The organism is Caballeronia sp. M1242, assembly GCF_017220215.1.
GTDB lineage: Bacteria > Pseudomonadota > Gammaproteobacteria > Burkholderiales > Burkholderiaceae > Caballeronia.
In genome coordinates, this window is sequence record NZ_CP071131.1 from 205,851 (window position 1) to 231,242 (window position 25,392).

The 25,392-nt window shown below is 63.2% G+C and carries 17 protein-coding genes and 1 pseudogene; 7 read left to right on the forward strand and 11 right to left on the reverse strand.

The window, feature by feature from the left end:
- The first annotated feature begins 27 nt into the window (after window positions 1-27).
- Together JYK05_RS20450 and JYK05_RS20455 are read left to right on the forward strand one after the other, a co-directional pair.
- The gene (locus JYK05_RS20450) at window positions 28-1,290 is read left to right on the forward strand and encodes a Zn-dependent hydrolase (RefSeq protein ID WP_206470339.1); all 1,263 of its coding nucleotides are present in this window, start codon (window positions 28-30) and stop codon (window positions 1,288-1,290) included.
- Window positions 1,287-2,768: a M81 family metallopeptidase gene (locus JYK05_RS20455; RefSeq protein ID WP_206470340.1), complete on the forward strand. Its 1,482-nt coding sequence runs from the start codon at window positions 1,287-1,289 to the stop codon at window positions 2,766-2,768. Before JYK05_RS20450 ends, JYK05_RS20455 begins: the two co-directional genes overlap by 4 nt.
- Before the next feature lie 49 nt (window positions 2,769-2,817).
- Here JYK05_RS20455 and JYK05_RS20460 read toward each other — a convergent pair whose 3' ends face one another.
- From JYK05_RS20460 to JYK05_RS20490, 7 genes and pseudogenes are all read right to left on the reverse strand, one after another.
- Window positions 2,818-3,510 (reverse strand): HAD family hydrolase, encoded by a 693-nt coding sequence (locus tag JYK05_RS20460; RefSeq protein ID WP_206470500.1) that lies wholly within the window; start codon window positions 3,508-3,510, stop codon window positions 2,818-2,820.
- Between the two features lie 234 nt (window positions 3,511-3,744).
- Window positions 3,745-5,070 (reverse strand): annotated as a pseudogene (locus JYK05_RS20465) (erythromycin esterase family protein); the annotation flags it as partial.
- 570 nt (window positions 5,071-5,640) lie between these two features.
- Window positions 5,641-5,940 (reverse strand): DUF4148 domain-containing protein, encoded by a 300-nt coding sequence (locus JYK05_RS20470; RefSeq protein ID WP_175943222.1) that lies wholly within the window; start codon window positions 5,938-5,940, stop codon window positions 5,641-5,643.
- A 309-nt stretch (window positions 5,941-6,249) separates the two neighbouring features.
- Window positions 6,250-7,236 carry an ABC transporter permease gene (locus JYK05_RS20475; RefSeq protein WP_206470341.1) on the reverse strand — a complete coding sequence of 329 codons (987 nt, stop codon included), beginning with the start codon at window positions 7,234-7,236 and terminating at the stop codon, window positions 6,250-6,252.
- On the reverse strand, window positions 7,233-8,213 hold the full coding sequence (locus tag JYK05_RS20480) for an ABC transporter permease (protein ID WP_206470342.1): 981 nt from the start codon (window positions 8,211-8,213) through the stop codon (window positions 7,233-7,235). Before JYK05_RS20480 ends, JYK05_RS20475 begins: the two co-directional genes overlap by 4 nt.
- Window positions 8,210-9,781 carry a sugar ABC transporter ATP-binding protein gene (locus tag JYK05_RS20485; protein ID WP_206470343.1) on the reverse strand — a complete coding sequence of 524 codons (1,572 nt, stop codon included), beginning with the start codon at window positions 9,779-9,781 and terminating at the stop codon, window positions 8,210-8,212. Before JYK05_RS20485 ends, JYK05_RS20480 begins: the two co-directional genes overlap by 4 nt.
- Before the next feature lie 36 nt (window positions 9,782-9,817).
- Window positions 9,818-10,945: a sugar ABC transporter substrate-binding protein gene (locus JYK05_RS20490; RefSeq protein WP_175943231.1), complete on the reverse strand. Its 1,128-nt coding sequence runs from the start codon at window positions 10,943-10,945 to the stop codon at window positions 9,818-9,820.
- 669 nt (window positions 10,946-11,614) lie between these two features.
- Between JYK05_RS20490 and JYK05_RS20495 the strand changes: the two genes are divergently transcribed.
- From JYK05_RS20495 to adh, 5 genes are all read left to right on the forward strand, one after another.
- Complete coding sequence (locus JYK05_RS20495; protein WP_206470344.1) at window positions 11,615-13,552, forward strand: sigma-54-dependent Fis family transcriptional regulator; 1,938 nt, start codon at window positions 11,615-11,617, stop codon at window positions 13,550-13,552.
- 138 nt (window positions 13,553-13,690) lie between these two features.
- Window positions 13,691-13,765, forward strand: a complete 75-nt coding sequence (pqqA, locus tag JYK05_RS20500) for a pyrroloquinoline quinone precursor peptide PqqA (protein ID WP_157695699.1) — start codon at window positions 13,691-13,693, stop codon at window positions 13,763-13,765.
- A 458-nt stretch (window positions 13,766-14,223) separates the two neighbouring features.
- A complete protein-coding gene (locus JYK05_RS20505) occupies window positions 14,224-15,963 on the forward strand; it encodes a methanol/ethanol family PQQ-dependent dehydrogenase (protein ID WP_206470345.1) in 1,740 nt (579 codons plus the stop codon).
- A 93-nt stretch (window positions 15,964-16,056) separates the two neighbouring features.
- Window positions 16,057-17,268 (forward strand): c-type cytochrome, encoded by a 1,212-nt coding sequence (locus JYK05_RS20510; RefSeq protein WP_206470346.1) that lies wholly within the window; start codon window positions 16,057-16,059, stop codon window positions 17,266-17,268.
- Window positions 17,269-17,848: 580 nt separating this feature from the next.
- A complete protein-coding gene (gene adh, locus JYK05_RS20515) occupies window positions 17,849-19,369 on the forward strand; it encodes an aldehyde dehydrogenase (RefSeq protein WP_206470347.1) in 1,521 nt (506 codons plus the stop codon).
- A 254-nt stretch (window positions 19,370-19,623) separates the two neighbouring features.
- Here the strand turns inward: adh and hydA are convergent, their stop codons facing one another.
- From hydA to JYK05_RS20535, 4 genes are all read right to left on the reverse strand, one after another.
- On the reverse strand, window positions 19,624-21,087 hold the full coding sequence (gene hydA, locus JYK05_RS20520) for a dihydropyrimidinase (protein ID WP_206470348.1): 1,464 nt from the start codon (window positions 21,085-21,087) through the stop codon (window positions 19,624-19,626).
- 20 nt (window positions 21,088-21,107) lie between these two features.
- A complete protein-coding gene (locus tag JYK05_RS20525) occupies window positions 21,108-22,595 on the reverse strand; it encodes an NCS1 family nucleobase:cation symporter-1 (RefSeq protein ID WP_206470349.1) in 1,488 nt (495 codons plus the stop codon).
- 88 nt (window positions 22,596-22,683) lie between these two features.
- The gene (gene preA, locus JYK05_RS20530) at window positions 22,684-23,970 is read right to left on the reverse strand and encodes an NAD-dependent dihydropyrimidine dehydrogenase subunit PreA (RefSeq protein ID WP_206470350.1); all 1,287 of its coding nucleotides are present in this window, start codon (window positions 23,968-23,970) and stop codon (window positions 22,684-22,686) included.
- Window positions 23,971-23,990: 20 nt separating this feature from the next.
- A complete protein-coding gene (locus JYK05_RS20535) occupies window positions 23,991-25,325 on the reverse strand; it encodes an NAD(P)-dependent oxidoreductase (protein WP_206470351.1) in 1,335 nt (444 codons plus the stop codon).
- Between the last annotated feature and the right edge of the window lie 67 nt (window positions 25,326-25,392).

The following is a 25,392-nucleotide window of genomic DNA, read 5'->3' on the forward strand; positions in this document are numbered from 1 at the left end:
CGCAACACTCAAGCGAAGGAACCTCGAATGCAAGCTCACGATTTGCCGGCACGCGCCGCTTTGCGCGTCGACGGTGCGCGTCTCTGGGACAGTCTGATGGTGCTCGCCCGCATCGGCGCGACGCAAAAGGGCGGCGTGTGCAGGCTCGCCTTGACCGAGCTCGACAAGCAGGGTCGCGATCTTTTCGTTGCGTGGGCGAAGGGAATCGGCTGTACGGTGCGCGTCGATGCGATCGGCAATATCTTCGCGCGCCGTGCGGGCACACGCGACGATCTCCCGCCCGTCGTGACGGGCAGTCATATCGATACGCAGCCGACCGGCGGAAAGTTCGACGGCAACTATGGCGTGCTGGCGGGACTGGAAGTGCTGCGCACGCTCAACGACAACAACGTGCGCACGGCCGCGCCGATCGAAGTCGCGGTATGGACCAACGAGGAAGGCTCGCGCTTCGTCCCTGTGATGATGGGTTCGGGCGTCTTTGCGGGCGCGTTCACGCTCGACCATGCACTCGAACAGGTCGACCGCGCAGGCGTGTCCGTGCGCGATGCGCTCGCTGCAATCGGCTATAGGGGCGAGCGCGTCGCGGCGCACCACGTGGGCGCGTATTTCGAAGCGCATATCGAGCAAGGTCCGGTGCTCGAAGCGAACGACAAGGTGATCGGCGTCGTGCAGGGCGCGCTCGGTCAACGCTGGTACGACGTGACGATCGACGGCATGGAAGCGCATGCTGGCCCGACGCCGATGGAGCTACGCCGCGATGCACTGCTCGTCGCGGCCGACGTGATTCGCGCGGTCAATCGCATTGCGCTGGACCATGCACCGCATGCGCGCGGCACCGTCGGCTGGGTGGACGTGCATCCGAACTCGCGCAACGTCATTCCGGGCCGCGTGAAGCTGACCGTCGATCTGCGCGCCGCCGATGACGCGACGCTTCTCGCGATGGACCGCGCACTGCGCGACGCATGCTCACAGGCGAGCCTGCCGGTGACGATAGACGAGGTTGTCTACTTCGCGCCGCAACCGTTCGATGCATCGTTGGTAGCATCGGTGCGCGAGAGCGCCGATGCCCTCGGTCTGACGTCGATGGACATCGTGAGCGGCGCGGGCCATGACGCCGTGTATCTCGCGCGCGTGGCCCCTGCCGCCATGATCTTCGTGCCATGCAAGGACGGCATCAGTCATAACGAAATTGAGGATGCGCGCGCCGATCATCTCGAAGCCGGGTGCAACGTGCTGCTGCAAGTGATGTTGCGCGCGGCGAACGCGCCTGTCGAAGGAGCACGCGCATGAAGATTCTTATCGCACGGATGAATCACGAGACCAACACGTTTTCGCCGGTCGCGACGCCGCTCGAGGCCTTCGGTCGCTATGGGCCCTGCTATGGCGAGGATGCCTATAAAGAGAACGCAGGCATGCGGACAGCGATGTCGGCATTCATCGATGCGGCACAACGTGAGCATGCGCAGATCGTCACGCCGATATCGGCATCAGCGAATCCGAGCGGGCGCGTGGCAGCCGAGGCGTATGACGCGATATGTCAGTCGATCGTCGAGGCGGCTCCGGGTTGCGATGCCGTCATGCTCGACCTGCATGGCGCGATGGTTGCCGAGAATTCTCCGGACGGTGAAGGCGATCTGCTCGAGCGCGTGCGACGCGCATTACCGCATTCACCGATTGCGGTATCGCTCGATCTGCACGCGAACGTGACGCAGAAGATGATCGACAACGCGGATGTGATCGTGAGCTTCAAGACCTATCCGCACGTCGATATGTATGAAAGCGGCGAGCATGCAGCGCGCTTGTTGCTCGATCTCGTGCATGGCAGGGCGAAGCCGGTTATTGCATGGGCGCAGCCGCCGTTGCTCACGCATACGCTCAAGAGCGCGACCGCCGATGGCGCGATGAAGCGCGCCGTCGATGCCGCGCGCGCGGCCGAACGTGAAGACGGCGTGCTGGCCGTGTCGGTGTTATCGGGCTTCTCGCTCGCGGATATCGCTGCGCCGTGCATCAGCGTCGTGGTGGTCGCGAACGGCGAGCGAGCGAAGGCGCAAGAGGTGGCGAATCGTATCGCCAGGCAGATATGGGACGCGCGCGAGGACTTTGTCTATCGCAGCGCGCCGCTCGCGCAGTCGGTGTCGGAGGGCGCCGCGCTTGCGCGCGAAGCGCAGAGGCCCGTGCTTCTGCTCGATCACGGCGATAACTGCATGTCGGGCGGAACCTGCGATACGACCGATGTGTTCGAAGAAGCGTTGCGGCAGGGACTCGAAGGCATCGTCGTCGGACCGTTGTGTGATCCCGAAAGCGTCGCGCACCTTTTCGAAGCGGGCGTTGGCGCGACGGTCACCGTTCGCATCGGCAACAAGCTCGCGAGTGTCGCGTCGCGTGGCAAGCCGCCGCTCGAAGTGACCGGCATCGTGCGTGCGTTAAGCAACGGCGAGTACATCATCAGCGGCCCGACCTACACGGGACAGCGTGCGTACATGGGGCGCGCGGCCGTCATCGAAACGCGGGCGGCACGCATTCTCGTCACCGAGCGCACGCATGAGCCGTGGGACCTGGGCGTGTTCGAAAGCGTCGGTATCGATCCACGCGGCGCCCGCTTCCTGATATTGAAATCGCGGATGTATTGCAGGCCGGTATTCGTCCCGATCGCGAGCGGACTCGTCGAATGCGATAGCCGCGGCGTGACGAGTTCGGACTACGGGTTGTTCGCGTTCAGTAACCTGAAGCGGCCTGTCTATCCGATCGATACGAACGCGCGATATTGATCGAAGGCCGCCGGGCATCGAGCACCGCACAATGCTGCCCGCCTCTACCCTAGCCAGCGGCGCTATGCACCGACTCGCCGGATGTCGAAGGACCGGCGAGATCGAAGCAGGCAAGCATCGCGCCCGGGCCGGGATAGATGACGCTGCACCCCGCTTCACGCAGACTCGACTCGGTGAATCCGCCCGACAGGAAGCCGATGCAACTCATGCCCGCCGCGCGCGCCGCCTGCGCATCGTATGGACTGTCGCCAATCGCAACGGCCTCGGAACCCTCGACGCCGAGCTTCTTTAGCACGGCTTCGAAAATATCGGGCGCGGGCTTCGAGGCCTCGGCGTCGTCGGATGATGTAGATGCATCGAGAAGGTCGGTGATGCCTGCGAGATCGAGATATACGTCGAGTTCCCGCTTCTTGGCCGATGACGCCACGGCTACCTTCAGCCCCGCTTTACGGACCCGCGCGATCAGGTCAGGTACGCAGGAGAACGGCCGAACCATCGGCAGATAGCGCGACCGGAAGTGATCGGCGCGCCATTTCTCGAGCGCTTCGCCATGATCCTGCTGCTCGGCGTCCGAGAGAAACACCGGAATAAGCTTGTCCCCGCCCTTGCCGATTTGACTGCGGGCCTGCTCGAACGTCACCTGATGGCCAAAGTGCGCAAAAGCCTCCTGCCAGGCGCGCGCATGGAGATCGACGGAGTCGACCAGTGTGCCATCGATATCGAAAATCGCAGCTTTGAGCATGAAACGTTGTCTCCGACGTAAGTACGTTGAGGTTCCAGGCGTCGCCAGCGCCCCCGCTTCCGGTACCGCATGCCGACGGCTCGATCTTGCTCGCATCGATGTGGATGCCTTCGTTGCCAACATCATGTGTCTTTCTGCCGCCTGCGAAGCCGAAAGCTACCCGACGCCCCCACCGCTTGCAAACGCTCGTCAAAGCAATCGACACGCTCGCGCATGAAGTAGCTCAATGCGAAGTCAAACGCCGAACGGAAACGTCTCCGGCGTTTCGGCACTCGCGGACTTGTCCGCCGACGCATCGGAAGACGATATGGCGCTGACCGCGCGCGTTGTGTCGAACCACACGTAGGCATCGAATTGCCTGGACAACTCGGCCTCCGCGTAATGACTGTATAGCTCGGTATCCGGCCGATAGATCACGCCGATGAAACGCTCGAGGCGCGCTTCGCTCAGCGCGTCGCGTAGCGCATCGTCAGCACCGGCGCGCAGATCGACGAAACACGGGCTTACGCCCGCCGCATGGAACTGATACTCGTAGCTGTCTTCGCGCGAGGGCCGGACCTGCATGATCTGCATCGGCTCGTCCCAGTCGGAGGCCGCGGCGACCGTTCCGGTATGCGTGCCGAAGCCGATCAGCGCCGCTTGCTCGCCGAAGCGTTCGCGGCACAACTGCCCGACGTTGAGCTCGCCACGCGTGCGGCCCATCTCCGTCGCCGATGCGTCGCCCAAATGCGAGTTGTGCGCCCACACGACCGCGCGCGATTGCGCTCCGCGCGCATCCAGCAGGCTTTGCAGCGTGTCGAACATGTGCGTGTCGCGCAGGTTCCAGCTTTCGGCCGATCCGCTGTACATCGCGCGATAGTACTGCTCCGCCGCGGCGACCAGACGCGCGTTGTGCGTCGCGTCGAGCAGCGCCGGATCGCTCGTTTCCGACTCGAAGCGCTTGTCGAGCAAGTCGCGCAACTGCGCAACGACTGCCTCCTCGCACTTGCCGAAGCCGGCCTGCCAGGCAGCGCGGCCGTAGACGGAAGGATCTCTCTGCCACGGCGTGAGGCATCCATAGCGCACTCGGGCGACGCGCGCCGCCTCGGGATCATGCACGTCGAGGTACGCAAGCACGGCGGCAATGGATTCGGAGAGACTGTAAAGGTCCAGGCCATAGAACGCTGCGCGATTGTGTTCCTCGAGCGGGGCATTGTGCTGGCGTAGCCACGCGACGAAGGCGGCAAACTCCGCGTTGCGCCACATCCACGTCGGAAAGCGGCGGAACGGCTGCGCGTCGGGACGGGCGCGGGGACGTCCGCGCACATGTTCGTCGATCAGCGCTGCATCCGGCCAGTCGGCTTCGACCGCGACGAAATCGAATCCATGCCGCTCGATCAGCCTCCGCGTGATTGCGGCGCGCGCTTCGTAGAACTCGGCCGTGCCGTGGCTCGCCTCGCCGAGCAGCACGACCCGCTTGTCCGCGAAGCGATCGAAGGCTTGCGCGAAATCGGAATCATCCAACGCGGGCAGCCGCACCGCCGACGCGCGGATGAGCTCGGGCAACTCGCGCCGCGCCGGTTGCCCGTGCGCCGCGTTGGTGTTCCCGGTCTGCGCGGACGCATCCATAGTCGTTTCCAGGAAAGGGCGGACGACCGTCGGGGCAGCAAGCGCCACGCCCGGCGTCGGGTGTTGCTGTCGTGTTCAAGCACTTTGGTGGCACGCTCGTCGAGCGATGTTCTCGGATTGACGTCGCGAGCATGACGAGTTCGTACTGACTGGAAAAGCGCATCGCTGTCTGACGAGGCGATGAACATAGGCAGACACAGTGCGAAGGTCGTCATGCTGGAACGGCGTGCTCAACCAGCGATTGATCGGCAAGGCGATAGGAATAGCAGCGAGGCTGAAGTGCTCACCGGCGACAACGAGGCTCTCAGCAGATCTCCGTCGCAGATCCGATCCGGGCGCTCGCCCGCGTCACCCGACTCGTGCTTCGTGAACGCAAAAAAGCCCGGGACAATCGGTGCCGGGCAAGCCATCGGCTTTGCCGGTGGCGGAGGTGTCGGAAAGGCGAACCGGCCGTCTGTCGCGTCCGACAGCGGCCGATCTTATTTGCGCGTCAGTGGCGCGTTTTTGCTGTCGCGGCCGGGATTAGTGGCCGAAATAGACAGGTGCGACGCTGTTGCCGGTGTGCGCCGGGCTGCCCGAAGCCGATGAGCCGTCAGCGACACCGCCGTAGCTGGTCTGTCCGTTCTGAGCCGCAACCTTCGCTTCGGCAGCCTGGATTTGCGCGGGATACGTCGCGCGATCCATGCTGGGGTTGTAGCCAGCGCGTTCGAGTTGGACCAGTTCGGCCTTCACTTGTGCGCGCGTCACCGGTTGGCTTTGAGCGAACGACGAAGCGGCCGGAATAGCCAGCGCAGCGGCGATGATGATAGTAGCGATTTTCATGATGCTTACCTCCAGTCTTGTTTTCGCAAGCAGCCCTGCTTGCGATTCAGTGACTTCAGTATAGGTAAGCGAATGCTTAAGATTAACGAGCGTTTCGACAAGTCATTCTTGCAAAATTAGGGATAACCCTAGGGGCGAGTCTACGGGCGTTGGGGTATCGATTGCGCTCACGTCGATGAAAGCGCAGCGTCTCTACCGCGACGAGTAGCGCTTCGCGCGTCGTCTTTTCTTCGCGATCCTCGGGACTATTCGACAAGCGAGCGATGTCTCAGACCGCACCGCCCTAACCAACATCGACAAACACACTCCCTATCCCTGCCGCTTGCTCCGCCCGTACAGCAACAGCATCGCCGCGATCACCACGCCGTAGATGATCTGGCGCCCCGCCTCCGGCATTTGCGCGACGGAGAGAATCGACTGTAGAAGCGTGATGAGAATCGCGCCGGCCACGGTGCCGAGGTACGATCCCCGGCCGCCGAGAATCGACGTGCCGCCGAGCACGACCGCCGCGATGGCCGGCAACAGATAGGCATCGCCCATCGACTGCGCGGCCTTCGATGCATACCCCGCCAGCAGCACGCCGCCGAAGGCCGCGAACCCGCTGCACACGGCGAACGCGGCCACCGTGACCAGTCGCGTGTTGATGCCCGAAAGATAAGCCGCGCGTTCCGTGTTGCCGATGGCGTACAGCGTCCGGCCGAAGGTCGTGCGCGACAGCAGGAACATCGTGGCGGCGCCGATCACGACCCACAGCGCCACCGCGTTCGGCACGCCCGGCACGAGCCATCCGGCCGCGAGCCATCGCATCACGTCCGGCGCGGAATCCTGCGGCGACGATCCCCCCGTGTAGACGATCATGATGCCCTGCGCGACGGCATTGGTCGCGAGCGTCGCGATCATCGACGGAATACGCAGCAGCGCGACGAGCACGCCGTTGACGATGCCGATGAGCACGCCGCAACCGATGCCCGCGGGAATCGCGAGCACGCGTCCGAGTTCGCCGTGTCCCGCGACGGCGCACGCCATCATCGCGCCGACGGTGATCGTCCACGGAAGCGACAAGTCGATATGGCCGAGCAGGATCACCATCATCAGCCCGGTCGCGATGATGCCGAGAAACGCCCCGACCTTCAGTTGCAGCAGGATGTACTCCGGCGACGTGAAATTGCGCGAGAACATGCCGCCGACAAGGAGCAGCGCGACGATGCACCCGAACGCGATCAGGATCGGCTTGTCGATTCTGCGCGCAAGCCTCGACACGAACGTCGTCCGGCCGTTTGCGGAAACGTCGCTCATTGGAACCACTCCAGGCGGTTGCGGACTCTGAACAGCCCGCACGCGCCGATCGAAACGGCGAGCACCAGGATGATGCCCTGAAAGAGCGGCTGCCACAGTGCATCGACGTTGAACACGAACAGCAAGTCACCGATCGAGCGGAACGCGAATGCGCCGAAGATCGCGCCGATCGCGCTGCCCCGGCCGCCGAGCAGCGACACGCCGCCGATCACCACAGCCGCGATGGAAAATAAGGTGTACGAATTAGCGCTGCCGAGGCTCGCTTCGCCGGTGTCCGTGAAGAACGTCAGAAACAGGCCTCCGATGGCGGCGAGCAGTCCGGCGAGCGTGTAGCTGACCAGCTTCGCGCGGCGAATCGGCATGCCCGACAAAAAGGCCGCTGGCTCGGAGGAGCCGGTCGCGTAAGCCGCGCGCCCGACCGCCGAACGCTTGAAAGGCACCCAGACGATCACCACGGCCGCGAGCAGAATCAGCAGACTCGCCGGCACCACGCCCGCGACTTTGCCGGTCAGTACGTCGGCGAGATCTTCGTTGATCGATCCGCCGGGCACCGGGCGCAGCAGTAGCGCCAATCCGTAGTAGACGGCGCCCGTGGCGATGGTCGTGACGATCGGCTGCAGACGCCCGAAGATGATGATGACGCCGTTGAGCGCGCCGCACAGCGCGCCCGCCGCGAGCACGCCGGCGATGCCGAGCGCGCTGTGCGACGCGTCGCCCGTCACCATCCACGATGCCAGGCAGTTCGTGAGCACGAGCATCATGCCGATCGAAAGGTCGATGCCCGCGGTGAGCACGACGAGCGTCTGGCCCATCGACACCAGCGCGAGCAACACCGCCTTGTTCGCCGCCGTCTGAATGACGTTGGCCGACAGGCTCGACGGATAGTTGATGAGGTAGATCGTGAACATCAGCACGAACAGGCCGAACGCGAACGCCGACCCGCGATTCTCCGCATACCAGTAACGCAACCCGCTCATGGCGCGACTCCTTCTGAAGCCGAAGTTTGACCGACCGGCAAGTCCAGCGCGCTCGCAATGAGGCTCTGCTCGGTGATGGCAGAACCGGCCAGTTCCTTCTTGATCTTGCCTTCGTAGAGCACGAGCACGCGGTCGCAGCAGCCGATCAACTCGTCGTAGTCGGTCGAGTAGAAGACGATCGCGGCGCCTTCGTCGGCGAGGCGCCGGAGCAGCTGATAGATCTCCTGTTTCGTGCCGACGTCGATGCCGCGCGTCGGATCGCAGAGAAGCAGGATTCTCGGCTGCCGGATCAGCCACTTCGCGATGACCACCTTCTGCTGGTTGCCGCCCGATAGCGAGTCCACGGCCGCATCGAGGGTGAACGACTTGATCGCGAGCAGGCTCATCATCCGGTCGACAAAAGACTGCTGGCGGCCGCGATCGATCACGCCCGCCGTGGACATGCGATCGAGCGCGGCAAACGACAGGTTCTCGCGCAAGGACATCGGCAACATGAGCCCTTCGGTCTTGCGATCCTCGGGAATCAGCGCCATGCCGATCCGGTCGGCACGGGCCGCGCGAGGGCTCGCAACCGAGACCGCACGGCCATCGATCTCGATCTCGCCCGTGCAACCGCGCAGCACGCCGAACAACGCGAGCAACAGTTCACGCTGGCCTTGTCCATCGAGGCCGCCGAGCCCGAGAATTTCGCCGCGCCTCAACGAAAAGCTGACGCCTCGAAGCGTGTCGTTCCACGCGAGATCGCGGCAGGCGAGCACCGGTTTCGAGGCGCTGCTTTGCGCATCTTCGTCGGGTTCGCGTGCGGGCTTGTCGGGGAAAACGTGCTGATACTTCCGCCCGATCATCATCTCGACGACCTCGTTGTCGGAGCGCGTGCCCGCCTCGAAGCTCATCACATGACGGCCGTTACGGTAGACGGTGCATTCGTCCGCGAGCGCTTTCACTTCGTGCATCCGGTGCGAGATGAAGAGCAGCGCGAGCCCTTCGTCGCGCAGGCGCTTGAGCACTTCAATCACGCGCGCCACGTCGGCTGCGGTCAACGCCGAGGTGGCCTCGTCGAGAATCAGGATGCGCGGCTCGTGCGCGAGCCCCTTCGCGAGTTCGACCATTTGCTGGCGCGACAGCGGCAGATCGCGGACTTTCTCGAGCGGATTGATGTCGTGCGCGCCCGCGCGAGCAAGCGCGGCCTCGGCCTGCCGGCGCTGCGCCCGGCGATCGATCATGCCGAAACGACGCGGCGGGTTCGACGCGAAGATGTTGTCCGCCACGCTGAGATCGGGGATCAGCGAGAGCTCCTGATACACGCAGACGATGCCCGCCGCGTTGGCTGCGGCCGGCGACGCGAACGAGACTTCGCTGCCGTCGAGATGCATCGTGCCCTTGTCCGGCTGCACGACGCCGGACATCACTTTCAGCAGCGTGGACTTGCCCGCGCCGTTCTCGCCGAGGACCGCGTGAATGCGTCCCCTGCGCACCGCGAGCTCCGCGTTATCCAGCGCGACGGCGCCGCCATAGCTCTTCGAAATCCCGGACATCTGAAAGAACGGCCGCTCCGCATCCCGCCGCATGCTTCGTCTCCCCTCTTCTCGTCGGCCATGATCGCGTTACTGGTTACCCTGAGTCTGCTTCATGATTTCCTGCGCCGAGAAGTTGATGCCGCACGTCGGAAAGGAGTTGCCGACGAAGAAGTTATCGGACTCGTTCGGGAAGTAGTTCACGCCCGCCTTCAGCTTCGAATCGTCCGTGATGTCGAGGGGCAGCTTGATCGCGACGGGTATCGTCTGGCCGTCGAGCGCGGCGAGCGCTGTCTTGATCGCGACGGCCACCTGCGCCGGACCGCTTCCTGCCGACGTGCATTTGAGGCCCTGGCTGCCGTATTGCGCGCAGAACTTGCGGAAGCCGTTTTCCGTCTCGCCGCCGAACGGCACGAACGGATGCTTCGCGTCGAGCATCGCGCGCACGACACCGGTGTCGCCGCCCTGCGCCGAGATGCCATCGAAATGGCCTTGTACCGCGATGGCGTCGGCGGCGGCCTTTTGCGCGACGCCGTCGTCCCATTTGCCATAGACCTGGACGATGTTCCACTTCTTGCCTGTCTGGTCCAGCGTCTTCTGGAAGCCGTTGTGCCGGTCCGTGTCGACCGACGTGCCTGCCACGCCGCGAACCTCGAGCACCTTGCCGCCGTTCGGCACGTGATCCGCGAGCCACTTGGCCCATAGCACGCCGAGCCCGTACTGATCGACGTCGACGTTGATTGCGTCTTCGCTGTCGAGCGTGTTGTCGAATGCGATCAGCACGACGCCGGCCTTCTTCGCGCGGCGAATCGCCGGGCCGAACGAGGACGGGTTCTGCGCATCCACGATGATTGCGTCATAGCCCGCATCGATGAAGTTGTTGACGGCCGAAATCTGCGCCGGCACGTCCTCGCCTGTGGAGACGACCTTGAATTCCTTCAGCTTCGCGGCGACTGCGGGTTGCGCGGTATAGGCCTTGGCCGTCTTGATCATCTGAATGCGCCACGTGTTCGCGATATAGCCATTCACGAGCGCGATGCGGTACGGCGCGTTCTTCTTCGGATACTTGATGAACTTGGTGTCGCTTTTCCACGGGACCATGCACGTGGGGTCGCTGGCAGGGCCCGAAACGATCGACGCCTGCGCGAAGGCCGCGCTTGCGCCTAGCGTGAGCGCCGCCGTGACTGCCACTCGAAGCACCTGGATTCCTGCAAGCATGGCGTCTCCTCTTTTGTTGGATTGAATTCACCGGATGCTCGCGCGCATCGCGTCGCGCATGCGCGGCACGATGTGCGAGAAACACGACTCCTGCGGACTTGCTATACCGCCACTGGATCGGACTAGCAGAAGAATCTGTTCAAAGGTGCCCGTGCAAGACGCGATAAGGGCACGCGCGTACGCGTTCGCGTTTGACAGTACTGGCATACAAACGCACGCGCGATAGTGGTTTACGCGCGGGCGCGAGGCTTGCCGAAAACCTAGTCCATTCACACTGAATATGAGCTCGACGATGCTGCGTTGCACAGCAATTGGCGTATTGGATTCGAGTTGCTTTCGAGGATGTCTGCTCAAGTGCTCAGAAGGAGTAGGCGCCAAGCGAGCGATTGCGTGTCTCATGATGGTACTCAGCGTCCTTCTGCGAAACGCCCATGATCTTTGCGAGTCGCTCGTTTCGCGGAGAAATCTTTGTCTTCGATCAAGCGCGAGACATGGCGCACCGCTGTAGCATCGATCCGAGAAGACGTTGCATTGTCCGCGCACCCCTACCTTCCCTATACTTTCAGTTGGGTTTAGAAGTCGACGCGTGTCAAACATTGGCCCAGTGCTTGCTTATTTCGGCGCCACACCATCCGGCGATTCGACCGGCACTTGCACAAGGAGGAGACGATGCAAGACGAGATCCGCGAGATCGCGGGCATCCCCGATGAAAGGGAGAACGGCTGGCTCATCCCGGCGATCCGCAACGCGCATCAGCGATCGGAGACGTTCGGCCTCCACGCTTCGACGCGCCCCGACTACGACGTCCTACCTCACGCCGACCTGCTGCTCAAGCTCGAGCAAAACCGCGTGCTATGCGCGCACGCGACCCCAGTCATGGAGAGCCTGCGCGAGCAGATCGTCAATACGCAAAGCATGATCGTCCTCACGGACGCGCAAGGCTTGATTCTCCATTCCACCGGAGACGACGACTTCCTAGCGCGCGCCGAGAAAGTCGCGCTCAGGCCCGGAGCGAACTGGGCGGAAGAGCGGCAAGGCACGAATGCGATCGGCACCGCGATTGCCGAGCGCTCGGCCACCGTCGTGCACGGCGACCAGCACTATCTCGCGGCCAATCGTTTCCTCACATGTTCGAGCGTGCCGATCCTCGATCCGTATGGCGATCTGATCGGCGTGCTCGACGTAACGGGCGATCATCGCAGCTACCATCGTCACACGATGGCGCTCGCGCGCATGTCGGTGCAGATGATCGAAAACCACCTGTTCTCAAGTACTTTTCAGGGCACGATGCAGATCTCCTTTCATGGCCGGCCCGAATTTCTCGGCACGCTCATGGAAGGCATGATGGCGTTCACCTTCGATGGCCGCTTCCTGTCGGCTAACCGCAGCGCACAATTCCAGTTCGGCCTGCCGCTGTCGGCGTTGCGCGCGCATACGCTTTCCTCGCTTTTCGGCCTGACAAGCGCGCAATTGATCGATCGTTCGCAATCGAGCCGCGCGCCGCATATCTCGCTCAACCTCAACAACGGCACCGTCGTGTGCGCGCGCGTGCGCCTCGACCGCGCGCCCTTCGCCGACGCGACGACTCCCGCCGCGCGGCCTGCCCCGCGCGCGCTCGTTACTCATGAGCCGTCATCCAAGCTCGCATCGCTCGAGACGGGCGATGCCAAGATCGCGGCCGTAATCGGCAAGGTGCGTAAGGTCATCGGCAAGGGTATTCCCATCCTCATCACCGGGGAAACGGGCACGGGCAAAGAAGTGCTCGCGCAAGCCATTCACGGCGATTCGCCGCGTCGCGGAGGGCCATTCATCGCGGTGAACTGCGCATCGATCCCGGAAAACCTGATCGAATCCGAACTGTTCGGATACGAGGAAGGGGCATTCACGGGCGCGCGGCGCAAAGGCGCGGCCGGTAAGGTGCTTCAGGCGAACGGCGGGACGCTTTTCCTCGATGAAATCGGCGACATGCCTTATCACTTGCAAGTACGGCTGCTGCGCGTGCTGCAGGAGCGCGTGATCGATCCGCTCGGATCCAGCAAGTCCATACCGGTGGACGTGGCGATCATCTGCGCCACGCACCGCAATCTGCGCGAGATGATCGCTCAGAACACCTTTCGCGAAGATCTGTACTACCGGCTCAACGGGCTTGTCGTCAAGCTGCCGCCCTTGCGCGAACGCACGGACCTCTCCGTGGTCATCACGAACATGATGCGGACGTTGAGCACCGACGAAGGATGCAACAGTCGTCTGTCCATCGATGACGACGTCATGGCACTGTTCGAGCGCTACGCCTGGCCGGGAAACTTCAGGCAGTTGTGCAACGTGCTACGCACCGCCGCCGCGATGGTCGACGACGATGGCTGCATTCGCCGCGAGCATCTTCCCGAAGATTTCTTCGATGACCTGGGCGCCCATACGCCGGCCATCAGCGAAGCAAGCACTGCATCGGCATTCGATTGTGAACGGCTTCAGGAGGTCACCGTGGCCGTCATCGCCGCAGCACTTGCGCGTCATCATGGCAATGTATCGGCCGCCGCGCGGGCGCTCGGGATCTCACGCAACACTATCTATCGCAAGATGCCCGGCTGTTCAATCATGGAGCGGTGAACTGTTCCATGGTGTTCCACTTTGGAACGATTCAGTCGCAGCGGGACAACGTTCTTCGAAGGCATGGACCTTGCAAGCCTGACGGCCGGTTGCGAAACGGTTCGCGACCGACGTCACGCAACATCCAAAGGAGACGCCATGCAATGGACTAAGCCTGCCTTCACCGATCTGCGCTTCGGGTTCGAAATCACGATGTATATCGCCACGCGCTGAAGCCTCGATCAACACATGTCCCGATCACAGCGGCACCGATCCGGACATGTGCCGTTCTGCTTGCCTCCTCCACATGAACGCATGACCGTGCGCGCGGACGTTAGCACGTTCGACGTCCCGCATTCCTCGCTGCGTCGAATTAATTTATCGCACTCCGAATGGTTTTCATGTGCGTTGCGACGCATGGTGGATCGCTTGTTCGACTGATCCCACCGCTGCCCCATCCGGCAACACTCACACGTTCCACTACTCCAGAATGCAACACCCGCGCATCTATGCGCAGCGGCTTCGGCTCGAGTTGCATCGACCGCCGCATCCGCATGGGACAAGGCTTGCACGCCATTTCTCGATCAATGGCACATGTGTTGCCTTGATGATGCGGCAACCGTTGCGCATGTCGATCCACTAGAGACGCGCAATCAGAAAAGACGTTGCACTCAAATCCCCAGGAGACGACGATGATGAACCGACCGGTCCCGGCAATGCGCTCTGCGGCCCTTGCAGCAGCGGCCGCAGCGACACTCGCTTTAGCACAGCATCAGGCCATCGCGGCGGACACCACGCCGGCGCAGTACGCCAGCGTGACCTATGAACGCCTGACGAGCGCGCAAGACGATCCGGGCTGGCTCACGTATTACCGCACTTACAACGGTCACGCTCACTCTCCGCTCAAGCAAATCGATACGAGCAACGTCAAGGATCTGAAGCAGGCATGGAGCTACAAGTTTCCGGCTGACTTGCAGCAAGGCTTCGAAGCGACGCCCATCGTCAATGGGCGCTTCCTGTTCGTGACGACGCCCAAGGACAACGTCTATGCATTCGATGCCGCGACGGGCAAGCAGCTTTGGAAGTACGAGCCGCATCTCGAGGCGACTTCGTTCAAGACCGCCTGTTGCGACGTGGTGAATCGCGGCGTCGCGCTCTACGGAAAGAATGTGTACGTCGCGATGCTGAGCGGTGAAGTCGCCGCACTCGATGCGCAAACCGGCGCGCTCGTATGGAAAAAGGCCATGTTCGATCCGGGCACAGGCTACGCATTCTCGCTCGCGCCGCTCGCTCTCGATGGCGCGCTCGTCGTCGGCAGTTCGGGTGGCGAGTATGGCGCGCGCGGTTTCATCGCCGCGCTCGATCCCAACGATGGCAAGGTGCTATGGAAGCGCTTCACGGTGCCCGGCGCGAAAGAGCCGGGCGGCGACACGTGGCCCGACGGCATGCAGGAACATGGCGGCGCGCCCGCATGGCTCACCGGCACCTACGACGCGGTAAGCAAGACGCTCTACTGGGGCGTGGGCAACCCCGGGCCGTGGCTCGCCGACCTGCGTCCCGGCGATAACCTGTATTCGGATTCGCTGCTCGCGCTCGATCCGAAAACGGGCGATCTCAAATGGCACTATCAGTACACCACGCACGACACATGGGACTACGACGGCGTGAACACGCCGGTGCTCGCGAACGTCAAGTATCAGGGCAAGGACTATGACGCGATCATTCATGCAGACCGCAATGGCTTCTTCCATGCGATCGATCGCAGCAACGGCAAGCTGATCTACGCGCGGCCGTTCGTGAAGGCCACTTCGGTCACGGGCTACACCGCTGATGGCAAGCCGGTGCAGGATGCCGCGAGATATCCGAAGACAGGCACGACCATCGAGACGTGCCCGAGCTTCCTTGGCGGCAAGAACTGGTGGTCCGTGTCGTACGATCCCGAGACGCATCTTGCCATCGTGCCCGCGCTGCATGCGTGCATGTCCTTGTCCGGCAAGTCGGTGAACTACATGGAAGGCCTGCCCTATCTCGGAGAGGGATTCGAGATCAAGCCCGAGCCCGGCAGCAAGGGCTATGGCGAATTGCAGGCGATCGATGTCAATACCGGCAAGAAGGTGTGGAGCTACTGGACCGAACTGCCATGGAACGGCGGCGTGGCGACCACGGCGGGCGGCCTTGCGTTCAGCGGCTCGCTCGACGGCCACTTGCTCGCGTTCGATGAAAAGACGGGCAAGGTCCTGTGGAAGAGCCCCAAACTCGCGAGCGGCATCATCGCGCAGCCTTCGGTCTATGAGATCGACGGCAAGGAATACGTCGCCATTCTCGCGGGCTACGGCGGCGCCAATCCCATCTGGGGCGGTCCGATGGCCAAGGCCGCCGACAAGGTGCCGCGCGGCGGCACGCTCTATGTGTTCGCACTCAATCGTACTTAAAGCGCACTTGCAGCGCACCTGAAGCGCTCATCGGACCGCAGAGCGCCCTCTTCGCGCGCTTTGCGGCGCTCTCATACCACCGGATGCCTTCCCATGACTCATTCACTCCATACCCTTCGCGCGACGGGGATGCTCGCGGCACTCATCGCGCTCGCGCCTTCGTTGTCGCATGCCGCGGTACGAATCTGCACGTTTCCCGGTAGCCCGTCAGCATCGCTGGATCGCGCCGTCGCACAAGCGGTCTTCGCGCGCGCCAAACTTCCGTTCGAGTTCGTGCGCGGTATCGGCGAAGGCGATGACGACGGCGTTTCGCTCAGGGAACTCGACAGGATGCTCACGCGCGATTGCGACGTGATCGCGGGCTTTCCGCGCTCCACGGTCGCCGATGCTTCCGGCGGCAAAATGCGCTTCTCTAGCGGTTATTTGCGCGCGGGATATGTGAGCGTCGAGGCACCCGGCACCGTGTTACAGGGCGCAGCGAAGCGCACCGTCGCGGCCACCTATGCGAGTCCAGCGCAACTCATCGCTGTGCAACGGAGGGACGTGACGCTCGATCTGGAAAACAGTTGCGCTTCGACGGTCGACGCAGTGGCGACCGGACGCGCGCGAGAAGCCATCGTGTGGTATCCGGCCGTCGTCGCTTATCGCCTGGCGCACCCGCAACGCAGCTTCAACATCGCGCCTGCCGACTCGCCGTACGCCGAGTGGCACCTGTCCTTCGCATTCGGCGCCAAGGCCGCCGCATCGCGCGTGCTCATCGACGATACGCTCTCGGCCATGCGCAAGGACGGCGAGCTTCAGGCACTGACGAAGCAGTGGACCCTGCCCGCGCAAAAGATATCGACCGGTTACCTCGACAAGCCGTCGCAGGCATCGCCCTCGTTCTCGGGCATCATGCTCGCAGACGCGAACGCCTCGCGCATGGGCGGCAACATCAAGGTGTCGAACGAAGTCGGCGCAGAGCCGCCTTCCTTCGAACAGGCTCAGACCGCGCACGGCAAGACGCTGTATGGAAGCTCGTGCGCGAAGTGCCACGGCGCGCAACTTCAGGGCGTAACGGCGCCCGCATTGCAAGGGCCGTCGTTCGCGCCGGCGGCGAATTCACATCTGACGGTCGGCGGCATCTTCACTTATATGGCGACCAACATGCCCGCCGATCGTCCGGGCAAGATGAAGGATCAGGACTATGCGGACATCATGGCGTTCCTGCTGATGTCGAACGGATACAAGCCAGGCCCGAACAAGATGACCGCCGACATTGCGCGTGCTTCGAAGCTGCCCCTTAATGCGGGGCCCGGCCATTAAGTCGGCCTCTGCGGAAGTCCACCGCGCTCTTTCGATCTCGACAGAGCGCGGTGGGTTGCATAGCGCTTAGTCTTGCCCTTTCTGTGGGAATGCAGTCTGCGCACGCGGCGAGACGTCAGTCATTATGGCGACGCGCGCAGCGTCGGGTTCGACAGCTGCCCCATATTCTCGGCACACCGCTGGCGCGGTGTGCTCGTCTTCACGATCGCGTGTTCTGTGTTCCCATTGGCTCGGCTATAGGAGTGCCTTTCGCGTTATGCGTCGTTACCGCGAATCGCCATCAAGCGGCAGGCAAGAACCTAGCTCAACGCCGGTATCAGCGTTATACGCGCACCCTAAGCGGTCGCGCCATGACCCCAAGCGACGCAGTCCAACTCCTCAAGAGTGCTACACGGCGATACACCTGTTGCGGACTTGAACAGCTCCCGCGTGCGGCCGCAAGGCACGCCCTTGCGGAAACGCACGCCGCTCATGACGTACCGCGGATGCGCTCAATGGCATGGAACTCGCAATGTAGTCGGGGCGGCGGCGTGCATCGCCAGCGCCGGACCGCTCTTATCGACATGCGAGGAGCACACTGATGAACCATGCGGAGATGCAGTTCCTGAGCACCGACTATCCGTACAAGAAGCAGTATGGAAATTTCATCGGCGGCAAGTGGGTGCCGCCCGTCGGCGGCGAATACTTCGACGACATCTCGCCCATTACCGGCGAGCCGTTCACCTCGATCCCGCGTTCGCGCGAAGCGGACATCGAAGCCGCTCTCGATGCGGCTCATGCCGCGAAGACATCGTGGGGCAAGACGTCCACAACGGATCGTGCCAATCTGCTGATGAAGATGGCCGACCGCATGGAAGCGAACCTCGCGCGGCTCGCGGTAGCCGAATCGATCGACAACGGCAAGCCGTTGCGCGAGACGATGGCGGCCGATATCCCGCTCGCTATCGATCACTTCCGCTACTTCGCGAGTGCCGCGCGCGCGCAGGAAGGCTCGATTTCACAGATCGACGAGGACACGGTCGCGTATCACTTCCATGAGCCGCTCGGCGTCGTCGGTCAGATCATCCCATGGAACTTCCCCATTCTGATGGCCGTATGGAAGCTCGCGCCCGCGCTTGCGGCGGGAAACTGCGTGGTGCTGAAGCCCGCAGAACAGACGCCCGCGTCGCTGCTGGTGCTGCTGGAAGTCATCGAAGACCTGTTGCCGCCGGGCGTCGTGAATGTCGTGAACGGCTTCGGGCTCGAAGCCGGCAAGCCGCTCGCATCGAGCAAGCGCATCGCGAAGATCGCGTTCACGGGCGAGACGTCGACAGGGCGTCTCATCATGCAATACGCCAGCCAGAACCTGATACCCGTGACACTGGAACTCGGCGGCAAGAGCCCGAACATTTTCTTCGCCGACGTGCTCAACGCGGACGACAGCTACTTCGACAAGGCGATCGAAGGCTTCGCCATGTTCGCGCTCAACCAGGGCGAAGTGTGTACGTGCCCGTCGCGCGCGCTGATCGAAGAGTCCATCTATGACCGCTTCATGGAACGCGCGTTGAAGCGTGTCGCGGCGATTGCGCAAGGGCATCCGCTGGACACGAAGACCATGATCGGCGCGCAAGCCTCGCAGGAGCAGCTGGAGAAGATCCTGTCGTACATCGACCTCGGCAAGCAAGAAGGCGCGGACTGTCTGATCGGCGGCGAACGCAACGCGCTCGAGGGCGAGCTGGCCAAAGGCTTCTATGTGAAGCCGACTGTTTTCCGCGGCAACAACAAGATGCGCATCTTTCAGGAAGAGATCTTCGGACCGGTGCTTTCGGTGACGACCTTCAAAACCGAAGAAGAGGCGCTCGACATAGCGAACGACACGCTCTATGGCCTCGGCGCAGGCGTCTGGACGCGCGATGGCACGCGGGCGTATCGCTTCGGGCGCGCCATCCAGGCGGGTCGCGTATGGACCAACTGCTATCACGCGTATCCGGCGCACGCCGCGTTCGGCGGCTACAAGCAATCGGGCATCGGTCGAGAGAACCACAAGATGATGCTCGATCACTACCAGCAGACGAAGAACCTGCTCGTGAGCTATAGCGAAACGCCGCTTGGCTTCTTCTGACCATCGGGCGTGCGGAGCCGCCGTATTGCGCGGCGACTCCTCGCGTTCAAGGGACGGCAATGGATGAAGCGCGTAGTCGCGCTTCTCAAGGCCCTTTGCGTTGATCGAAGGGATCAAGACCGCGCATGACGTGGTGCGCTTTCCGCTTGGCGACCGTCGACGAGTTCATCGTCGGCGGCTCCGACGTCAAGCTCGCTGATATCGCAATGAAGCCCCGCGCATTCCAACGCAGGGCTTCTTTCATCGCGCTGGACTCAAGCCGTCTCGGCACGCTCCACGGGATGCGGTTCCTTCAACTTGTTCGCCACGCGCGCGGCTTCGAAATACGATGCGTTCGGCGGACGCCTCAGATATTGCCCCGCGCCGCGCACCGCGCGCAGATCGCCATCGGTCCATGCAAGCGCGCCGCGCGTGAGCGTGTGCGTCGCCACGCCCTGCACCGTCATGCCCTCGAAGACATTGAAGTCCACTTGCTGATGATGCGTCTTCACCGAGATCGTGCGCGACGCCTGCGGATCCCAGACGACCAGGTCGGCATCGGCGCCGACCTGCACCGCGCCCTTGCGCGGATACAGATTGAAGATCTGCGCCGCGTTCGTCGAGGTCACGCGCACGAACTCGTTGGGCGTGAGACGCCCCATGTTCACGCCGTGATGCCACAGCACGGCCATGCGATCTTCCACGCCGCCGCAACCGTTCGGAATCTTGGTGAAGTCTTCGCGTCCCATCGCTTTCTGCGACGCGCAGAAGACGCAGTGATCCGTCGCCGTGGTATGCAACTGGCCCGATTGCAGCCCGCGCCACAGCGCCTCCCGATGCTCGCTCGTGCGAAACGGCGGGCTCATCACGTGCGCGGCGGCGCGCGTCCAGTCGGGATCGCGGTACACCGATTCATCGATCACGAGATGGCCCGGCAGCACTTCGCCGAACACGCGCAGGCCGTCGTTGCGCGCCTTCGCAATGACATCGACCGCATCTTTCGCCGACACATGCACGATGTAAAGCGGCACGCCCAGCACCTGTGCAATACGGATCGCGCGATTGGCCGCCTCGCCCTCCACTTCGGGCGGACGCGAGAGCGGATGCGCCTCCGGTCCCTTGAAGCCCTTCGCGAGCAGCTGCTTCTGCAACTGGAATACGAGCTCGCCGTTCTCCGCATGCACGGTCGGCAGCGCGCCCAGTTCGAGCGAGCGCGTGAAGCTGTTCACGAGCACTTCGTCGTCGGCCATGATCGCGTTCTTGTAGGCCATGAAGTGCTTGAAGCTCGACACGCCGTGTTCGTGTACGAGCAGGCCCATGTCGCGATGCACGGACTCGTCCCACCATGTCACGGCAACATGAAACCCGTAATCCGCCGATGCCTTTTCCGCCCAGCCGCGCCATTCCCTGAACGCGTCCATGAGCGGCTGCTTTGGGCTCGGAATCACGAAGTCGATGATGCTCGTCGTGCCGCCCGACAATCCCGCCGCGGTGCCGCTATAGAAGTCGTCGCTGGCGGTCGTGCCCATGAACGGCAGTTCCATGTGCGTATGCGGATCGATGCCGCCGGGCATCACGTACTGGCCGCCTGCATCGACGATCTGCGTGTCGGCGGGAATATCGAGGTCCTGGCCGATGGCGAGTATCGTGCCGCCCGCCTGCGGATCGGCGCACAGCACATCGGCGCGATAGCTGCGGTCCGCGTCGATGACGGTGCCGCCGCGAATGAGAATAGGCATGTGTCGTCCTCCGTTGATGTTCAAGCGCTCAGCATGTCGGCACGCGGGCTGCCGCGCAGTTTCATCCACGATCCATACACGAGCGCGGCCAGCACGAGGCCGACGAACCACGCATACGTGTAGACCGTGTTGAAGAACGCGGGCACGTTGGGAAAGGAAGCGGGGAATGCGGTATGCAGGAATCCGGGCAGATTCGGCAATACGCCGATGAGTAGCGCGACGACTGCGGCGATGTTCCAGCCGCCGTGATACGAGTACTCGCCGTCTTCCTCGAACAACTCGCGATGATCGAGCCGCGTGCCGCGAATGAAGAAGTAGTCGACCATCATGATGCCCGCCACCGGCCCGAGCAGCGCCGAGTAGCCGACGAGCCACGTGAAGATATAGCCTTGCGTGGTGGCGAGAATCTTCCACGGCATCATGACGATGGCGATGGTCGCCGTGATCATGCCGCCCGCGCGATACGAAATGCCCTTCGGCCACAGGCTCGAAAAGTCATAAGCGGGTCCGACGAGGTTGGCCGCGAGATTGCAGCACATCGTATCGAGCGTGAGAATGACGAGCGCGACGCCCACGCCGATGCCCGTCATGCGGCTCGTGAGATCGATCGGATCCCAGATCGCCTTGCCGTAGATCACCACCGTCGCGGACGTTACGACGACGGAGATCACGGAGAGCAGCGCCATCGGCAGCGGCAGGCCGATCGACTGTCCGACCATCTGGTCGCGCTGCGTGCGTGCGAAGCGCGTGAAGTCCGGAATGTTGAGCGCCAGTGTTGCCCAGAAGCCGACCATCGCGGTGAGGCCGGGCCAGAACGTCGCCCAGAACAGGCCCTCCTTCTTGCCGCCGGCGACGAACTGCGACGGCGCCGAGAGCATCGAACCGATGCCGCCTGCCTTGGACGTTGCCCACCATACGAGCGCCACGCACATCACCACCTTGATCGGCGCGGACCAGCTTTCGAGCCAGCGGATCGAATCGGTGCCATGCCAGATGAAGTAGAGCTGCAGCGCCCAGAACAGCAGAAAGCAGCCGAGTTGCCCGATGGAAATGTCGATCAGCGGCAACGCCGCGCCGTGCAGCGCGTTACCCGTGAGGATGTTCAGTAGCGTATAGATCGCGCTGCCGCCCAGCCACGTCTGAATGCCGTACCAGCCGCACGCGACGATCGCGCGCAACAGCGCCGGCAGCTTCGCGCCCTGCGTGCCGAAAGACGAACGCACCAGCACTGCATAGGGAATGCCGTGCTTCGCGCCGGCATGGCCGATCAGAAGCATCGGCACCAGCACGATCACGTTGCCGAGCAGCACGGTCATCACGGCCTGCCACGGCGACATGCCCTGATCGGTAAGCCCCGCCGCCAGCATGTACGACGCGATGTTCATCACCATGCCGACCCACAACGCCGCGAAGTGATACCACTTCCACGTGCGCTGCGCCGGGCCGGTCGGCGCCAGATCGTCGTTGTAAAGGCCGCTCGCTTCGACGTTACGCGCTGTCTGATTCATCGGATGCACTCCGCTTAAGTGTTCGCCGCGCCATCGCATCTGCGCGCGATGTGCGCGGCGGGGGTCAATGACGAGCGCTGCGTGTGATTCAGGCCGCTTTCGCGGGCTCCTCGACGTTCTCGCGAGCCGGATTGTTCGGGTGCGTGGTCCAGTTCGCGTATTCGCCCGCATCGACGCGTTCCATCGTGATGCACTGCTCGACGGGACAGACGTGCATGCACAGATTGCAGCCGACGCATTGCGCATCCACCACTTCGAAATGACGCTTGCCGTCCTTCTCCTTCAGGATCGCCTGATGCGACGTGTCCTCGCACGCGATATGACACAGTCCGCACTTGATGCACTTGTCCTGATCGATGCGCGCCTTGATGCCGTACTTGAGATTGAGGTACTTCCAGTCGGTGACGTTCTGCACGGCGCGGCCGCGAATGTCGTCGAGGCTCGCGTAGCCCTTCTCGTCCATCCAGTTCGAGAGGCCATCGGCCAGATCACTGACGATGCGAAAGCCATAGTGCATCGCCGCCGTGCACACCTGCACGCTGCCTGCGCCGAGCACCATGAACTCGGCCGCGTCCCGCCACGACGAGATGCCGCCGATGCCCGAGATCGGCAGATCGGGAGTCTCGGGATCGCGCGCGATTTCCGCGACCATGTTGAGCGCGATCGGCTTCACGGCCGGTCCGCAATAGCCGCCGTGCGTGCCCTTACCGTCGACGGTCGGCATGGGCGCCATCTGGTCGAGGTCGACGGCGACGATCGAGTTGATCGTGTTGATGAGCGACACGCCGTCCGCGCCGCCTTTGAACGCGGCGCGCGAGCCCATGCGAATGTCGCTGATGTTGGGCGTGAGCTTGACGAGGCACGGCAGCCTGGTGCCTTCCTTGACCCAGCGCGTCACCATCTCCACGTACTCGGGAACCTGCCCCACGGCTGCGCCCATTCCGCGTTCGCTCATGCCGTGCGGGCAGCCGAAGTTGAGTTCGACTGCATCCGCGCCGGTGTCCTCCACTTGCGTCAGGATCCACTTCCAGTCTTTCTCGTTGCACGGAACCATCAATGAAACGATCAATGCGCGATCAGGCCAGTCACGTTTCACTTGCTCGATCTCGCGCAGATTCACGTCGAGCGGCCGATCGGTGATCAGCTCGATGTTGTTGAGCCCCGCGATGCGCTGCCCGTTCCATTGCACCGCGCCGTAGCGCGAGCTCACGTTCACCACATGCGGGTCGAGCCCGAGCGTCTTCCACACGACGCCGCCCCAGCCCGCCTCGAACGCGCGGTTGACGTTGTAGGCTTTGTCGGTAGGTGGCGCCGAAGCGAGCCAGAAAGGATTCGGCGACGAGATGCCGGCGATGTTGCAGCGAAGATCGGCCATGTTCGTGTCTCCTCTTCGAATCAGGCGGCTTTGATTGCAGTCAGCTCGAACGACGCGTCGATCGACGCGGCCGCGAGCTTGCCGTCCTGCACGGCCTGCACGGTGAGATCGAGCCCTTCGTGGGTGGCGCAATCGCCGCCGGCCCACACTTTGGCGAGCGTCGTTTGGCGATTCTCGTCGGTCACGATGCGCCCGCCGTCGAGCGTCAGCAGTTCGCGCCCGATGCCCACGGGCACGAGCGTCTGACCGATCGCCTTCAGGACCATGTCGGCTTCGATCACGAAGCGCTCGGCGTCGCGTTGGAATTCGACGCCTGTCACCTGACCGTTCTCGCCGATCAGACGCACCGGCTGCGCATGCGTGACGATGTACACGCCGTGGGTCTGCGCGAACTCGCGCTCGGCCCATGTCGCGCTCATGTTTTCGACACCGCGCCGGTACGCCATCGTCACGCTCGTCGCGCCGAGCTTGCGGCTTTGCACGCACGCATCAACGGCCGTGTTGCCGCCGCCGATCACGACCACCCGACGGCCGACCGGCACGCTCGCGAGGTCATCGGCCTGACGCACCTGCTCGATGAAATCGACCGCGTTCATCACGCCGTTCAGCGACTCGCCTTCGAGCGCCAATTCACGCACGCCTGCGAGCCCCAACGCGATAAACACCGCGTCATATTGCTTGCGCAACTCGTCGAGCGTGAAGTCGCGTCCGAGCGCCTGACCGGTCCGGATCTCGATGCCGCCTATCGAATGAAGCCACTCGATCTCGCGCTGCGCGTAGTCGTCGACCGTCTTGTAGGCCGCGATGCCGAACTCGTTGAGACCGCCCGGCTTGTTGCGCGCATCGAAGATCACGGCGCGATGGCCCGCGAGCGCCAGTCGATACGCACACGCGAGCCCCGCCGGTCCCGCGCCGATAATCGCAATGCGCCTTCCGGTTTCCGGCGCGCGGCTGAACAACGCAACGTCATTCGACATCGCCCAGTCGGTCGCGTGACGTTGCAATGCGCCGATCTGCACGGGCTCGTCGCCCGGATGATTGCGCACGCAACTTCCTTCGCAGAGGATCTCGGTCGGACACACGCGCGCACACATGCCGCCGAGCGGATTGGCCGAGAGAATGTCGGAGGCCGCGCCCTTCAGATTGCCGTTGCCGATCTTGCGAATAAAGCCCGGTATGTCGATGCGCGTCGGACACGCTTGCACGCATGGCGCGTCATAGCAGTAGTGGCAGCGGCTCGCGGCGGCGGCCGCAGCGGTCGCGTCCAGAAGCGGCGCGACGTCGGAGAATTCGCACGCGAGACGTTCGTGCGTCTGACGATGGCTCGCAATATCGCCGATGGTCTTCATGGTCATGCGCGTTCCTTGTCGAAGGCGTGACGGTGCCTTCCGTCCGCAAGAAAGCGGACGGCCGGATGTAATC